General features: G+C 72.1%; 14 protein-coding genes. 4 read left to right on the top strand and 10 right to left on the bottom strand.

The genetic code is table 11. The annotated features are described in order from the left end of the window. Positions 1 to 104: 104 nt before the first annotated feature. From ABL310_RS17405 to ABL310_RS17395, 3 genes are read right to left on the bottom strand one after another with little or no spacing between them, the layout of a single operon-like run. Positions 105 to 2,336 (bottom strand): xanthine dehydrogenase family protein molybdopterin-binding subunit, encoded by a 2,232-nt coding sequence (locus tag ABL310_RS17405; protein ID WP_349368268.1) that lies wholly within the window; start codon positions 2,334 to 2,336, stop codon positions 105 to 107. Beyond that, positions 2,333 to 3,316: a xanthine dehydrogenase family protein subunit M gene (locus ABL310_RS17400; RefSeq protein WP_349368267.1), complete on the bottom strand. Its 984-nt coding sequence runs from the start codon at positions 3,314 to 3,316 to the stop codon at positions 2,333 to 2,335. The genes ABL310_RS17405 and ABL310_RS17400 overlap by 4 nt, the downstream gene beginning before the upstream one ends. Next, entirely contained in the window at positions 3,316 to 3,903 is a 588-nt protein-coding gene (locus ABL310_RS17395) for a (2Fe-2S)-binding protein (protein ID WP_374730339.1), read from the bottom strand. The genes ABL310_RS17400 and ABL310_RS17395 overlap by 1 nt, the downstream gene beginning before the upstream one ends. A 168-nt stretch (positions 3,904 to 4,071) precedes the next feature. On the opposite strand from ABL310_RS17395, the gene ABL310_RS17390 reads away from it, so the two are divergent. Continuing rightward, the gene (locus ABL310_RS17390; protein WP_349368265.1) at positions 4,072 to 4,272 is read left to right on the top strand and encodes a hypothetical protein; all 201 of its coding nucleotides are present in this window, start codon (positions 4,072 to 4,074) and stop codon (positions 4,270 to 4,272) included. 124 nt (positions 4,273 to 4,396) lie between these two features. After that, complete coding sequence (locus ABL310_RS17385; RefSeq protein ID WP_349368264.1) at positions 4,397 to 4,777, top strand: SPW repeat protein; 381 nt, start codon at positions 4,397 to 4,399, stop codon at positions 4,775 to 4,777. A gap of 112 nt (positions 4,778 to 4,889) precedes the next feature. Here ABL310_RS17385 and ABL310_RS17380 read toward each other — a convergent pair whose 3' ends face one another. From ABL310_RS17380 to ABL310_RS17350, 7 genes are all read right to left on the bottom strand, one after another. After that, a complete protein-coding gene (locus ABL310_RS17380; protein WP_349368263.1) occupies positions 4,890 to 7,061 on the bottom strand; it encodes an esterase-like activity of phytase family protein in 2,172 nt (723 codons plus the stop codon). 101 nt (positions 7,062 to 7,162) lie between these two features. Then, the gene (gene fliI, locus ABL310_RS17375) at positions 7,163 to 8,494 is read right to left on the bottom strand and encodes a flagellar protein export ATPase FliI (RefSeq protein WP_349368262.1); all 1,332 of its coding nucleotides are present in this window, start codon (positions 8,492 to 8,494) and stop codon (positions 7,163 to 7,165) included. Further along, the gene (locus tag ABL310_RS17370) at positions 8,491 to 9,003 is read right to left on the bottom strand and encodes a hypothetical protein (protein WP_349368261.1); all 513 of its coding nucleotides are present in this window, start codon (positions 9,001 to 9,003) and stop codon (positions 8,491 to 8,493) included. Before ABL310_RS17370 ends, fliI begins: the two co-directional genes overlap by 4 nt. Further along, entirely contained in the window at positions 9,003 to 9,728 is a 726-nt protein-coding gene (gene flgF / locus ABL310_RS17365; RefSeq protein WP_349368260.1) for a flagellar basal-body rod protein FlgF, read from the bottom strand. Before flgF ends, ABL310_RS17370 begins: the two co-directional genes overlap by 1 nt. A gap of 10 nt (positions 9,729 to 9,738) precedes the next feature. Next, a complete protein-coding gene (locus tag ABL310_RS17360) occupies positions 9,739 to 10,518 on the bottom strand; it encodes a DUF1217 domain-containing protein (RefSeq protein ID WP_349368259.1) in 780 nt (259 codons plus the stop codon). A gap of 362 nt (positions 10,519 to 10,880) precedes the next feature. Next, entirely contained in the window at positions 10,881 to 11,450 is a 570-nt protein-coding gene (locus ABL310_RS17355; RefSeq protein ID WP_349368258.1) for a protein phosphatase CheZ, read from the bottom strand. Positions 11,451 to 11,542: 92 nt separating this feature from the next. After that, entirely contained in the window at positions 11,543 to 11,926 is a 384-nt protein-coding gene (locus ABL310_RS17350) for a response regulator (protein ID WP_349368257.1), read from the bottom strand. 242 nt (positions 11,927 to 12,168) lie between these two features. Here ABL310_RS17350 and ABL310_RS17345 point away from each other — a divergent pair, with 242 nt between their 5' ends. Further along, positions 12,169 to 12,630 carry a MaoC family dehydratase gene (locus ABL310_RS17345; protein WP_349368256.1) on the top strand — a complete coding sequence of 154 codons (462 nt, stop codon included), beginning with the start codon at positions 12,169 to 12,171 and terminating at the stop codon, positions 12,628 to 12,630. Between the two features lie 131 nt (positions 12,631 to 12,761). Further along, positions 12,762 to 13,739: a bifunctional riboflavin kinase/FAD synthetase gene (locus tag ABL310_RS17340; RefSeq protein ID WP_349372085.1), complete on the top strand. Its 978-nt coding sequence runs from the start codon at positions 12,762 to 12,764 to the stop codon at positions 13,737 to 13,739. Positions 13,740 to 13,952: the final 213 nt, after the last annotated feature.

Raw genomic sequence — 13,952 nt, 5'->3', positions numbered from 1 at the left:
CGCGCCCCATCCGTCACCGCGCTTCGCGCGGCGACACCTTCCCCTACCTACAGGGAAGGAAAAGGCCCGCCCACCGAGCACCCTCCAAACCCGCTGCTTCCGGATCACCCCCGCGCGGCCTGCGCCGTGACGATCCGCTCCGGCGTGATCGGCATGGTGCGGATGCGCAGGCCCGTGGCGTCGAAGACCGCGTTGGCGATGGCCGCGGAGACGCCGCACAGCGCCACCTCGGCGAGGCCCTTCACCCCGAGCGGGTTGAAGATCCGGTCGTCGCTCTCGACGAAGAACGCCTCGAGCTCGCCGACGTCGGCGCAGACCGGGACGAGATAGTCCGACAGGTTGGCGTTCATCACCCGCCCCAGCCGCTCGTCCCAGATCGCCTCCTCGGTCAGCGCCATGCCGATGCCCTGGACCATCCCGCCGATACATTGCGAGCGGGCGAGCTTCGGGTTGACCACGCGCCCGACGTCGTAGCCGCCGACGATCCGGTGGACGCGCACGCTCCCGAGCTCGGGATCGACCCGCACCTCCGCGAAGACCGCGCCGAAGGCCGCGCTCTCGTAGTCCTGCGCCTCCCGCCCGGGCTGCGAGCCGCCCTCCGCGAGGACCGATTCGCGGCCGTGGGCGCGCAGGAGCTCCGTCACCGGCACGCGCCGCTCGCCCGCGACGAGGGCGCCGTCCGCGAGGGCGACGTCCGCGCGCGCGACCCCGCGCAGGGGCGCGTCGGGCCCCTCCGAGGCCAGCGCATGGAGCGCGTCGAGCAGCGAGGCGCACGCGTCGGCGACGGAGTTGCCGAGCGTCGCCATGGTGATCGAGCCGCCATGGGCCGGCGCGCGGGGCATGGCGCTGTCGCCGATCTCGACGCGCACCTGCTCGAGCGGCAGGCCGAGCGCGTCCGCCGCGACCTGGGAGAGCGCGGTGTAGGTGCCCGGCCCCATGTCCGAGGTCGCCGCCTGCACCATCGCCCCGCCATTGGCGTAGAGCGCGACCGAGGCGGACGCCTTCGAGCGGTGGGCCGGGTAGAAGGCGGTGGCCATCCCCGAGCCCGCGACGGTGCGTCCGTCGCGCTTCGCCTCCGGCGTGCGCGGCCGCTCCGCCCAGCCGAACCGCGCGGCGGCCTGCTCGTAGCAGGCGCGCAGGGCCTTGGAGGACCACGGCTTGCCGCTGTCGGGGTCGGCCTCGGCGAAGTTCGCGAGCCGCAGGTCGAGCGGGTCCATGCCGAGGGCGTGGGCGAGCTCGTCCATCGCCGTCTCGAGGAAGAGCTCGCCCGTCACCGCGCCCGGCCCGCGCATGGGCGAGGGCGTGTTCACCGCCATGTCGATGAGCCGGTAGCGCGTCGCCACGTTCTCGCAGGCATAGACCTGCCGCGCCGGGGTGAGCGTCGTCTCGGCGTATTCCTCGTAGGACGAGGTCTGGCCCGTCGCCTCGTGCAGGATCGCGGTGAGCCTGCCCTCGCGCGTGGCGGAGAGCCGCACCCGGCTTTCGGTGTGCGGCCGAAAACCCGTATTGGTGAACAGCGCCCGCCGGGTCAGCGCCAGCCGCACGGGCCGGCCGACCGTCTCGGCGGCGAGCGCGGCGAGGGTGACGTGCGGCCAGGTGCGCAGGCCCGAGCCGAAGGCGCCGCCGACGAAGGGCGAGATCACCCGGATGTCGCCCTCCTCCATGCCGAAGACGTGGGCGATCTCGGCGCGGACGTTGTCGACCCATTGCGACTTGTCATAGAGCGTCAGCCGCCCGTCCTCCCAGGAGGCGATGGTCGCATGCGGCTCGATTGCCGCATGATGCTCGCGGGGCTGCGCATAGGACACGTCGACCGAGACCTCCGCCGCGGCGAAGGCGCCCTCCGGGTCTCCCCGGGAGGTCTCGCCGGGACGCCCGGCCTTCGCCGTCGCCTCGCTCGGCGCGCGGGCGTAGGCAGGGTCGAAGCGCAGATGCGCGGCGGTGGGCGCGTAGTCGACCCGCACCATGTCGGCCGCGGCGCGGGCCTCCTCCTCGCTCTCGGCGACCACCAGCGCGACCGGCTGGCCGTCGAACAGGATCTCGTCGCCCTGGAGCACGTGCAGGCGCTCGCCCGCCTTCGGGTCGACGCCGGGGCGCGGATCGCGCGGGCGCCAGGGCAGGCGGCGCGTGGTCTCGTGCGTCATCACGGCGAGCACGCCCGGCGCGGCCTCGGCGGCGGCCGTGTGGATCGCCGCGATGCGGCCGCTCGGCACGCGGGCCTGGACGATGGCGGCGTGGGCGAGATCGGGCAGGTCGAACTCGGCCGCGTAGATCGCCGCGCCGGTGACCTTGGCGGGACCGTCGACGCGGGAGACGGGGGAGCCGACGACGGTCATGGCAGGCCTCCTGCGTCCGAAAGGGCGCGGGAGACGACCCGCGCGAGAAGGGGGATCTTGGCGGCGTTCTCGGCGATGGGGCGCGCGCCCTCCGTCGCGGCCTCGCCGGCCTCGCGGGCGAGGGCGGCGTCGAGGGTGCGGCCGATGAGGAGGCGCTCGACATGCTCCGCCCGCCAGGGCTTGTGGGCGACGCCGCCGAGCGCGACGCGGGCGTCCTCGATCATGCCGTCGACGTTGGCGAGCGACACGGCGGCCGAGACCAGCGGCCACTCGAACGAGGCGCGGTGGCGCAGCTTCGCGTAGGCCTGGGCGCGCCCGGCGGCGTCGCGCGGCACGAAGATCGCCGAGATCACCTCGCCGGGCTCGAGATCGCTGTCGATCCAGGGCGTCTCGCCGGGCAGCCGGTGCAGGCGCTCGATCGGGATCGAGCGCTCGCCGCCCGGGCCCACCACCAGCGCCTCGGCGTCGAGCGCGAGGAGCGCCACCGCGAGATCGGAGGGGTGCGTCGCCACGCAGGCCTCGCTCGCGCCGAACAGGGCGGCCTGCGCGTCGCGGCCCATCCTGGCGCCGCAGCCGGTCCCCGGCTCGCGCTTGTTGCAGGGCGAGACGCCGTCGCGAAAATAGAGGCAGCGGGTGCGCTGGAGCACGTTGCCGCCGATCGTCGCCATGTTGCGCACCATCGGCGAGGCGGTCTCGTCGAGCGCCGTGGCGACGGCCGGCAGGCGCTCGCGCACATGCGGATGGCCGGCCACCTCGGAGAGCTTGGCGAGCGCGCCGATGCGCAAGCCGTCCAGCGTCGTCGCGATGGTCGAGAAGGGCAGGTCGGTGATGTCGACGACGCCGTCCGGCCGGGCGATGCCGTCCTGCAGGAGCTGGACGAGATCGGTGCCCCCGGCGAGGAAGACCGTGTTCGGCTCGCGCGCGCCGTGGTCGATGGCGGCGGCGACGTCGTGGATCTTGAGGTAGCTGAACGGCTGCATCAGGCGCCTCCCCGGATGGCTCCGCCTGTCGCTCCGGCGGCCGCGCGCACGCGGGAATCGCCTCGCACCTCCGACTCCGGCGGGGCGACGCCAGCGGCCTGGCGCACGGCGGCGACGATGTTCGGATAGGCCCCGCAGCGGCACAGGTTCCCCGAGAGATCGTCGTGGATCGCCGCGTCGTCGCGGGCGCGGCCCTCCGCGATCAGCCCGACGGCGGACATGATCTGCCCGGGCGTGCAATAGCCGCACTGGAAGGCGTCCTGGTCGAGGAAGGCCTGCTGCACCGGGTGGAGCCGCCCGCCCGTCGCGAGGCCCTCGATCGTCGTGACCTCCCGCCCGTCGCAGGCGGCGGCGAGGACGAGGCAGGAGACGACCCGCTGGCCGTCCAGGAGCACCGTGCAGGCCCCGCAGGAGCCGTGGGTGCAGCCCTTCTTCGCGCCGGTGAGGCGCAGCCGGTCGCGCAGGGTGTCGAGCAGGGTCGCGCGCGGGTCGAGGGCGAGGTCGTGCGCCTCGCCGTTGACGGTGAGGCGCAGGGAATAGGCGGGGATCGTCGTCTCGGGCACGCGGGACCTCCGAGGCTGGAGCATGCGGGCTCGTGGCATGCGTCCGGCCAACGCGCGGCGAGGCCGCGTCGTTTCAGGGGCGCGGCGGGCTCGTTTTTATCCGTCTTTCGCCGCCCCAGAATCGACGCATCGGAGAAGAACCCCGCGGCGTCCGGGGCGTAGGCTCCCCGGCGAAGCAGAAGGAGAAGGCCGATGCTGCGCGAGGGCAAGCCGATCGTCTCGTCCACGGCGCCCATCGAGGGGCGCTCCGCCAGGGGGCTGGCGCGACGCATGGCGCCGGACGGCGTCGAGGGCGGGCGCAGCGAACGGGACGGGGCGCCGCCGCGCTCCGGCGGCCTCGCCGCCCTGGGGCGCGCCGTGAAGGCGCTGCTCGCGCCGGCGCGGCCGCCCTGACGGGGCGGCGAGCGGGCTCGCGAAGGCGCTCGGAAGGGGCTCGGCGGTGACAAGCGGGGCTGCGAACCGGAACGCGCCGAGCACGTTGCGCGAGGTATTCGATCCTCTGAATAGGAGCGGAACCATGGCCCAACGCGACAACGCCGCCATCGCCACCAACGTCAACATCGGCACGGGCGTCTGGCTCGTGATCGCTCCGTTCGTCCTCGGCTACGCCGCGCTCGCGGCGCCTCTGTGGAACGACATCGTCTGCGGCGCGCTGATCATCGTGCTCGGCGGCATCCGCCGCTCGAACATCCTGCGCTACGAGGGGCTCAGCTACACGAATGCCGGGATCGGGGCCTGGCTGATCATCGCGCCCTTCGTGCTCGACTACGGCGGGCTCGTGGCCCCGACCTGGAACGACGTCGCCGTCGGCATCCTCGTCCTGATCATGGGCATCTGGAGCGCGTCGGCGTCGCGCAACGCGGCGCATACGCCGGGCGCCGGCGGGCCGCGGACCTGATCGGCCTCTTTCGCAGATGCGAAAAGGGCCCGCCGAAGCGGGCCCTTCCCTGCGAGACGCGCCTTTCGGGCGATCGCATGGCGCGTTCACATGGCGCGTTCACATGGCGCGTTCACATGGCGCCGATCGACCAGAAGAAGGTCTCGCCCGAGGAATCGTCCACGCCGTCGTTGTCGGTGACGACGTAGCCGGTGCCCGCCGCGTCGATGGCGAAGCCCTCGACCTTGTCGACGGTGAAGCCGTTCCACTGCTGGAGATCGGGCACGAAGTCGCGCACGAGCTCCTTCTCCACCATCGGCAGCTCGCCGCCGAGCGGGGCGGGCGTCATCTGGGAGAGCGGCACCCGGTAGAGGCGCTTGACCACGGCGTTCGCGCCGATCTGGTTGTCGCGCTCGACGATGTAGACGAAATCGCCGTGGACGGTGATCTCGGACAGGCCCATCCAGCCCTGCGCCGGGGTCTCGAGCGGGTAGCGCACCGCGCCCCATTCCTCGCTCTCGGTGTCGTAGGAGACGAGCTTCACCGCGCCCTTCGGGTCGTCGGCCCATTCGCGCTGGATCGCGATCCAGAGCGTCGAGCCGACCTTGGTGATCCCCTCCGAGCCGAAGCGCCGCTCGACCTGCGCGAGCTCGGCCGGGAAGGCGATCTCGTCCTGGATCGCGCCCTCGCCGTCGACGTGGTAGAGCGCGTGCGGGATCAGCCGGTCGGAGCGGCCCTCGGAGGCGAGCCAGAACCCGCCCTCGGCGTCGGCGACGATGCCCTCGAGGTCGAGCTTCTGGGCGGCCTGCCCTTCGCGGGTGACGCGGATGACGTCCGTGATCGCGGCCGGCGTCCGCGTCGCGTCGATCACGAAGATCGAGGGCTGCATGCCGAAGAAGCTGTCGTTCACCGCGTAGAGGCGGCCGGCCACCTCCGGGTCGGCGGCGAGGCCCGACAGCGCCGAGAAGCCGATCGGGCGGCCCTCGGCGTCGAGCTCGGAGCGCAGGGTCGGGTAGGACGCCTCGCCCTCCTGGAGGCCGAACAGCATCACGTGCGAGCGCGGACCGCCGTCCTCGCCGAGATCCGCCTCGTTCGCCACAACGAGCAGGTCGCGCTCGGGGATCGCGACCGCGCCCTCGGGCGCGATGCCCGACGGCAGCAGCTGAACCAGCTCCGGCGCGCCGCCGGTGTCGCGGTAGACGCCGACGATCGAGCCGCGCTCGGAGAGCAGGAAGACGTAGGTCTCGTCCCCGAAGGTCGCGATCTCCATGCCCTCGGGCTCGACGCCCTTGTTGCCGGAGCGGTCTTCCGGGTAATGGCCGATGCGCGCGAGGGCGTACTCGAAGTCGAGGCCGGACTCGTGGAGCACCGCGCCGTCCTTGGCGAAGATGGTGAAGCCGCGCGAGCCGCCCTCGTAGTCGCCCTCGTTGGCGGTGACGATGCGGTCCGTGCCGAGCCACTTCACGGCGTCGGGCTCGCGCGGGACGCCGTCCAGCGTGTCGGTGAAGGTCAGCGCGCCCTCCTCCTCGGTGTCGACGCCCGCGAGGTCGACGGCGCCGGCGGAGAAGTGGGAGACCACCGAGCCGTCGGAAGCCAGCACGACGACGTGATTGTTCTCCTGCAGCGAGACCACGATCTCGCCGGCCTCGTTGACGTCGACGAACTCGGGCTCGGGATCGGACGGCGCCACCTCGGCGAGGCCGGTGACGTCGGCCATGATCATGCCCTCGCAGTTCGGGGCGCCGTTCTCGAGGGGGACGATCGCGACGTACCCGGCGGGGAGCTGCGGAATCTCACCGTCGTTCAGGTCCTCGTCGCGCTCGTTCTCGATGGCGATCGCGAGGAAGGAGCCGTCGGGCGCGACCGCGGTCGCGTCGGGCTGGCCGCCGAGATCGCACGAGCGGGTCAGCTCCTGCGTGGCGACGTCGAGGACCGCGAGATGGCCCGAGGGCTCGACGTAGCTCTCCGACGTGTTCACCGCGACGAACGCCGTCTGGCCGAGCGCCGCCACCGAGGTCGGCTCGCCCTCGGTCGGGATCGAGCCGAGCGGCTTCGGGCTCGCGGGATCGGTGATGTCGATCAGGCCCACGGCCTCGAGCGGGCTGTCCGAATAGACGAGCGTCATGCCGTCGCCGGTCGCCGTGATGATCTCGGCCGATGTCTCGGTCAGCGGATCGGCGTCCGCCGGCAGGTTCCCCGGCACCGGGAAGGACGCGATGCGGTCGAAGGTCTGCGCGGCGGCGGGCATCGCCGTCGAGGCGAGCAAAGCCGCGACGAGCGCGCCGGTGAGCGTGCGAGGTGTCATCGTGGTGGTCCCTCCCTGTCCCTGGGGCAAGCTGCGCCATGGGTAGGAGGAGCGTGCGACGGCTGGATGACAGGGGCGAGGGGAGAGCGCCTGCGCCTCTTTCACCCCTTCAAGAGCGCCGCCAGCTCCCGGAACGGGTCCTCGCTCTTGGGCGAATTCGGGTCCTGCCGCAGCGCGTCGTAGAGCTTGGGCACGAGCGCCACCGCCTGGTCGAGGTCCGGGTCGGCGCCGGCCTGGTAGCCGCCCATCAGGCGCAGGTCGCGGGTCTCCTCGAAGCGGGCGATCAGGGCGCAGAACTTGCGCACCAGCGTCTGCTCGTCGGCCCGCCAGACCTGCCGGGCGAGGCGGGAGATCGAGGAGAGCGGGTTCATCGCCGGGTAGCGGCCGCGGTCCGCGATCCAGCGCTCGAGCACGATGTGGCCGTCGAGCGTGCCGCGGATGTTGTCGGCCACCGGGTCGTTGTGGTCGTCGCCGTCGACGAGGACGGAGAACACCCCCGTGATCAGCCCCGAGCCCTCGACGCCCGGCCCGGCGCGCTCGAGCAGGCGCGGCAGGTCGGAGAACACGCTCGGCGGATAGCCGCGCGAGACCGCGGGCTCGCCGGCGGCCAGCGCCACGTCGCGGGCGGCGTGGGCGTAGCGCGTGACGGAATCGCAGATCAGGAGCACGTGCTCGCCGCGGTCCCGGAAATATTCCGCGATCGCCATGGCGGTGTTGGGCGCGAGGCGACGCATCATCGGGCTCTCGTCGCCGGTGGAGACCACCATCACCGCCTTGTCGCGGTTGGCCCCCAGCGTCTCCTCCAGGAACTCGCGCACCTCGCGCCCGCGCTCGCCGACGAGCGCGATCACCACCGTGTCGACCGACTGCGCGGCGGCGAGCATGGAGATCAGCGTCGACTTGCCCACCCCCGAGCCGGCGAAGACGCCGATGCGCTGGCCGGCGCAGAGCGGCGTGAACAGGTCGATCGCCCGTACTCCCGTGCGGAAATGCCGGCCCACGCGCGCCCGGCGCATGGCCGGGGGCGGCTCGCGGAACGGATGGACGACGTCCGCGCCGAGCCGGAGCGCGCCGCGCCCGTCGATCGGACGCGCCAGCGCGTCGACGACGCGGCCCCTCCAGGACGGGTCCGGCTGCAGCGAGACCGGCTCCAGCCGCCAGGCCCGGTCGCCGAGACGCGCGTCGATGGCGCCCTCGAAGGGTTTCACGGTCGCGCCCTGCGCGTCGATGCGCACCACCTCGCCGATCTGCGGCTCGGCCCGGCCGGGGATCAGCACCCGCTCGCCGAGCTTCAGGAAGGGCGAGAGGCCGCCGACCCGGTAGTGCCCCGGCGCGACGGCGGAGACGACCCCGCCCTCGGCGACGAGCGGCGTCTCCCGCGCGGCGCGGGTCACGGCGTCGGCGAGGCGGTCGAGGGCGCCGGCGGGACTCACGGGCCGTCACCCGCCGCGGGCGCCTCGGCCCGGATCGGCACGTCGCCGAGATGGCGCGCGCGCAGGGCTTCGATCGTATCGGCCGAGAACAGGCTGCGCGGATCGGCGGCGAGCCGCTCGGGATCGACGACGACCGGCTCGGCCGCGGGCTCGTCCGCGGCGGGACGCCATTCCTCGCGGGGATCGATCGCCGCCGGCGGCGTGGCGGCCGCATCCATGCGCGGGGCGAGGACCGCCGGCTCGCGCTCGTCCGCCCACAGGCGCACGGAGGCGTCCGCCGGCGTCGTCGGCGGCGCGACCGGCATCGGCGGGGGCGGCGCGTGCGCCGCGGCGTAGGCGGCCCGCGCGATCAATGCGTCCTCGAAGGGCGGCGGCAGCGGCGCGTTCGCGAGGCGGGGCGGGGAGGGCGGCGTGCGGGCGATGCGCAGCGCGTCGCGCACCGCCTCCAGCCGGTCGATCCGCGCCTGGGCGTCCGGCGCCATGGCGAGCGGCGGCAACGGCGAGGTCATCAGGACGACCCGCCCAGCGTGCGGATCGCGCTCGACTGCGCCCGCTCGGCTTCCTCGATGGTGGAGGCGACGCCCTCGAAGGCGCGCGAGACCATGATCAGCCGCGTCATCTCCAGCACCGGATTGACGTTGGCGCCCTCCGTGTAGCCCTGCGCCACGCCGTTGCCGGTGAAGTCGAGCACGGGCTCGGCCGGAATGTCGGGCACGAGGCCGGCATTCTCGAAGCGGGCGAGGCGCGCGGCCTCCGGGATCGCGAACAGCCCCAGCGCCCCGACCTGCACGCCGTTCTGCTCCAGCATGCCGTCGCGCGCCGCGACCGGCGGGCCGCCGTCGGGGTCGAGCTGGATCGGCGCGAGGCCGGCATCGAGCACGCGGTAGCCGGCGACCGTCACGAGCTCGCCGTTCTCGTTCATCGAGAAGCGCCCGTCGCGGGTATAGACCGGCCCGTTCGGCCCCTCGAAGGCGAAGTACGCGTTCCCGTCGACGGCGAAGTCGAGGAGGTTGCCGGTCTGCTGCAGGCCCCCCGCCTGGCGCGAGACGAAGGTCTCGCCGGCCGAGGCGAAGGAGACCGGGTCCTTGCCGGCGCTCGACAGGAGCTGCTCGAAGGTCACCTCGTCGGCGCGGTAGCCGACCGTGTTCATGTTGGCGACGTTGCGGGCGATCGTCTCCATGCGGCGCTCGAGCGCCACCTGGCCGGACAGGGCGACGTAGATGGACGGCTGCATCGGGCTCCCCTCAGCGTCCGATTCGGATGGATTGCAGGCTCATCAAGAGGTCCGAGCCGATCTGGGCGGTGACCGGCTGGCCGATGAGGATCGTGGGCGCGGCGGCGGGCGCCGGCGGGTTCGCGACGTCCCACAGGCTCGCGAAGCGCTCGAGGAACTTGGCCAGCTTCGCCGGATCCTCGAAGTCCGCGAGCTTCAGCCGGTCCTCGATCATCCGCGCCTGCTTGTCGACGTCGGCGCCCTGGATCGCGTCGGGGAGGCCCAACGCCGTGCGCACCACCTGGGCGAGGGCGGGCTCGGCCAGGATCTCGTAGACGTTCTTCAGGTTCGGCGCCTTGCGCTCGAAATAGAGCGCCAGGCGAACGCCCTCGTTCTTGGCGCCCTCGGTCTCCTCCAGCGTCATGCGCACGTACTTGTCGATCGTGCCTTCCTTCACGCGCGAGAACACGGTCGCGGTCTCGCCGTAGCGCTTGAAGTTGAAGGTCTCGACGAAGTCGCGGTAGCGCTTGTCGACGAGCTTCACGGCGAAGGCGTCGCGGGAATCGATCCCCTCCTCCAGCGCCTTCCTCATGAAGCCCTTGGCGTAGGTCATGTCGGAGAGGCCGTGCGCCTTCATGGCGAAGGCGAACAGGCGGTCGTCGCCCAGCAGATCCTCGATCGACGTCACCGTCTCGATGTTCTCCCGGTAATACGCGATCTCGCGCGCCGCCTGCGGCGTCTGCGCCGTGCGCGCGAGCGTGCGCGTCATGTCGCTCGCCACGAGCTTGTAGGACAGAGCCGTCGCCAGCATGCACGCCTCCTCGCCGGGTGCGGGGTCTCGAAGGCGACGATGGCGGGGGAGGCTTGCGCGGGGCTGGAGGGGCGAAGAGACCGGAAAGTGGGTGCGCGATACCACCCTGTCTTTCCGGGACGCGAAGCGGGCCCGGAACCCAGAACCACAGCCGGTCGTCTTGCAGCCCTTGGGCTGCACTGGGAGGCGGGAATGCGCTTGGCGGTGGAGCGAAGAGCGCGCGATGCGCGCTCGAGGACCCGTCTGTGGATCTGGGTCCCGGACTTGCTTCGCAATCCGGGATGACATCCGCGAGTGCGTATTTCCAACGTCGGAGCGAGGGCGGTCAACGTGGCCGAGGCTCTCGCCCCTCACCCTCACCCTCACCCGAACAGCGCGTCGATGTCGTCCTGGCTCACCGCGACGTCGGCGGTCTGGGGGCCGTTGAGGAGGAGGGCTTCCTTGCGGGCCTGCTTGGCCGCGTCCTCGGGGTCGACCTGGCCGGACTGGTCGCGGGCGTTCACCGCCTCGGCGAAGCGCGAGAGGCGCTTCTCCACCTGGCTGAGCTCGTCCACCACCTTGGTGATGCGCTGGCCGGTGATGTCCTGGAAGGAGCAGGCCTCGAAGATCGCCAGCACCTTCTCCTGCACGAAATCGCGGTAGGTCTCGAAATCGTCGTGGGTCGCGCCGAGGATCTCCTCGGCGGCCGCCATGATCGTGTTCGTCGCCGATTGCGTGGCGTTGACCACGTTGCCGAGCTCGTCGTGCGCCACCGGCAGGCGGGCGCGGTAGATCTCGTTGGCGCGCAGCGCGCCGATCTCGCGCTTGATGTTGGTGACGTAGTCCGCCACCGCCTGAAGCTCCCGAACGATGAGGCCGAGATCGATGCCTTCGGGATCGATGTTGTGCCCCCGCGCCTGAGCGCGGGTCTGCCGTGCCGCCGTCGCCGCCATGCTCGCCACCTATTCTGCCGTTCTCGCGTGGCCGGGGCGCCCCGCGCGCGCCTGTCGTTCGCGCGCCGGGCGCTCCTCGTGGATCGGCGGCGTCAGGAGCCGCAGACGGCCTCGATCTTGGACTTGAGGGTCTGCGCGTTGAAGGGCTTGACGATGTAATTGTTCACGCCGGCCTTCTTCGCCGCGATGACGTTTTCCGTCTTCGATTCGGCGGTCACCATGATGAAGGGCGTCACGCGCAGCGTCTCGTCCGAGCGCACGTGGCGCAGCAGCTCGTAGCCCGTCATCGGCTCCATGTTCCAGTCGGAGATCACGAGGCCGTATTTCTTCTGCTTGAGCTTGGCGAGCGCCGCGGTTCCGTCGCTCGCATCGTCGACGTCCTCGAAGCCCAGCTGCTTGAGGAGGTTGCGGATGATGCGGACCATCGTCTGATAATCGTCGACGACGAGAATCGGCATCTTAAGGTCGAGGGCCATGTCCCAAGCTCCGAGTTACGCGACCCGCCGCCTCTCGCGGGCGGCGCTGAAACGGTGATCGAGGCGGCCTCCGCGGAGGGACGCCGATGCTCGCCTTCTACCGCGGCCGGTCTTGAAAAGCGGTTAACCGCGCGCGGCCTCGTGGAGCCGCGTACGACTTAAGTTTTGCGGAACCAAAGTCTCATGGAAGATCGTTGCCCGAGCGCTTTATTGTTGTGGTCCATGGAGAAGGAACCCCCGTCATGGCCGCGAACGCTCTCGCGCAGCGCGAACGGACGTTTCCCGTTCTTTATTTCGAGGACCTGGCGCTCGGCCAGCAGGCCAGCCTGATGCGCACGGTCATGGAGGCCGATCTCGAGCGCTTCGCCGAGATCTCGGGAGACACCAACCCGCTGCACCTGTCCGAGCGCTACGCCCAGGCGACGCGCTTCGGCCAGCGCATCGCCCACGGCATGTTCACGGCGAGCCTGATCTCGGCGATCCTCGGCACGCGCCTGCCGGGGCCGGGCGCCGTCTACCTGTCGCAATCGCTGCAATTCCTCGGGCCCGTGCGCATCGGCGACGTCGTCTCCGCCGTGGTGGAGATCGTCGAGCTCGTGCCCGAGCGCCGGCGCGCCCGCCTTTTCTGCGAGGCGAGCGTCGACAGCCGCCCCGTGCTCGAGGGCGAGGCCTGGGTCGCGGTGCCCTCGCGCAACCGCGCCTGACCGGGGGGAGGCTCCACCTGTCATCCCCTGCGCCGGCGTCGCCGGCTCCGGCCGGGGACGGCACGGAGCGCGAGACGCCTTCGTCCGCCCGGCGCTTGACGCGGCCGCGCGGCTGACGCACTTCCGTGACCATGACCGCCCCGTCCTCGCAGCCCTCCGCCGTCTCGGCCTCCGCCACGCACGTCGCGCCCGCGCCCGACCGGCGTGGCCCCGTCGTCGCCATCGGCAATTTCGACGGCGTCCATCGCGGCCACCAGACGCTGCTGGCCAACGCCCGCGAGCGCGCGACCGCCCGTGGCGTCGCCAGCGCCGTGCTCACCTTCGAGCCGCACCCGCGCGCGTTCTTCCAGCCGGACAGGCCCTTCTTCCGCATCACGCCGCAGGCCGAGAAGACCCGCGTGCTCGAGCGGGTCGGCGTCGAGGCCGTGCACGTGCGCGCCTTCGACGCCGCGCTCGCCGGCATGAGCCCCGACGCCTTCGTCGACGAGCTTCTCGTCGGCGCCCTCGACGCGTCGGGCGTCGTCGTCGGCTACGATTTCCACTTCGGCGCGAAGCGCGCCGGCACGCCCGCCGTGCTGACCGAGCTGTGCGCCGCGCGCGGCATCAGGTGCGACGTGGTGCCGGTCGTCGAGGAGGCGGGCGCGCCGGTTTCCTCCTCGGCCATCCGCACGGCGTTGAGCGACGGCGACATCGCCCGCGCCAACGCGCTTCTCGGCTACCGCTGGTTCGTTCTCGGCGAGGTGCGTCACGGCGACAAGCGCGGGCGCACCCTGGGCTACCCGACGGCGAACATGCGCCTGCCCGAGGGCTGCGGCCTCGCCCACGGAATCTACGCCGTGCGACTGGCGGTCGACGGCATCGTGCGCGACGGAGTCGCGAGCTTCGGGCGCCGGCCGACCTTCGACAACGGCGCGCCCCTGCTCGAGACCTTCGTGTTCGATTTCTCCGGCGACCTCTACGGCAGGACGGTCGGGGTCGAGCTCGCCGGCTTCATCCGCGGCGAGGCGCGATTCGACAGCGCCGAGGCGCTGATCGCGCAGATGGACCGCGACAGCGAGGCCGCCCGGGCGATCCTGGCCGCGCCGGACGCGCTCGCCTCCATGCTCTGAGAAGCCCATCTGCGCTTGCGCCTTCTCGACGCCGCCGATTTCGGCGCGCGTGCATGGTCGCGCGCCGACGGGCGGCGCTGCACGGCCGGCAAAACTTGCCGTCCCCAAAGCCGCGGTTAACCCACCGTTAACCCTAAGGCTCCCAAATCGAGGCGACAGGGAATCTCTCCACCGGCCCCGCGCCCAAACGCCTCGAGCCATGAACGCACACGC

Origin of the sequence: Salinarimonas sp. (assembly GCF_040111675.1) — a bacterium.
Lineage (GTDB): Bacteria > Pseudomonadota > Alphaproteobacteria > Rhizobiales > Beijerinckiaceae > Salinarimonas.
Note: the sequence above shows the minus strand (reverse complement) of the source record. Positions and strands in the feature narration are given on the sequence as shown.

What these genes read in the sequence shown, in the direction of transcription:
- ABL310_RS17350 (WP_349368257.1), bottom strand. Translation starts at nt 11,926, where the DNA reads ATGGCCCTCGACCTTAAGATGCCGATTCTCGTCGTCGACGATTATCAG.
- ABL310_RS17380 (WP_349368263.1), bottom strand. Translation starts at nt 7,061, where the DNA reads ATGACACCTCGCACGCTCACCGGCGCGCTCGTCGCGGCTTTGCTCGCC.
- ABL310_RS17385 (WP_349368264.1), top strand. Translation starts at nt 4,397, where the DNA reads ATGGCCCAACGCGACAACGCCGCCATCGCCACCAACGTCAACATCGGC.
- ABL310_RS17400 (WP_349368267.1), bottom strand. Translation starts at nt 3,316, where the DNA reads ATGCAGCCGTTCAGCTACCTCAAGATCCACGACGTCGCCGCCGCCATC.
- ABL310_RS17355 (WP_349368258.1), bottom strand. Translation starts at nt 11,450, where the DNA reads ATGGCGGCGACGGCGGCACGGCAGACCCGCGCTCAGGCGCGGGGGCAC.
- flgF (WP_349368260.1), bottom strand. Translation starts at nt 9,728, where the DNA reads ATGCAGCCGTCCATCTACGTCGCCCTGTCCGGCCAGGTGGCGCTCGAG.
- ABL310_RS17370 (WP_349368261.1), bottom strand. Translation starts at nt 9,003, where the DNA reads ATGACCTCGCCGTTGCCGCCGCTCGCCATGGCGCCGGACGCCCAGGCG.
- ABL310_RS17340 (WP_349372085.1), top strand. Translation starts at nt 12,762, where the DNA reads ATGACCGCCCCGTCCTCGCAGCCCTCCGCCGTCTCGGCCTCCGCCACG.
- ABL310_RS17345 (WP_349368256.1), top strand. Translation starts at nt 12,169, where the DNA reads ATGGCCGCGAACGCTCTCGCGCAGCGCGAACGGACGTTTCCCGTTCTT.
- ABL310_RS17390 (WP_349368265.1), top strand. Translation starts at nt 4,072, where the DNA reads ATGCTGCGCGAGGGCAAGCCGATCGTCTCGTCCACGGCGCCCATCGAG.
- ABL310_RS17405 (WP_349368268.1), bottom strand. Translation starts at nt 2,336, where the DNA reads ATGACCGTCGTCGGCTCCCCCGTCTCCCGCGTCGACGGTCCCGCCAAG.
- ABL310_RS17360 (WP_349368259.1), bottom strand. Translation starts at nt 10,518, where the DNA reads ATGCTGGCGACGGCTCTGTCCTACAAGCTCGTGGCGAGCGACATGACG.
- ABL310_RS17395 (WP_374730339.1), bottom strand. Translation starts at nt 3,903, where the DNA reads ATGCTCCAGCCTCGGAGGTCCCGCGTGCCCGAGACGACGATCCCCGCC.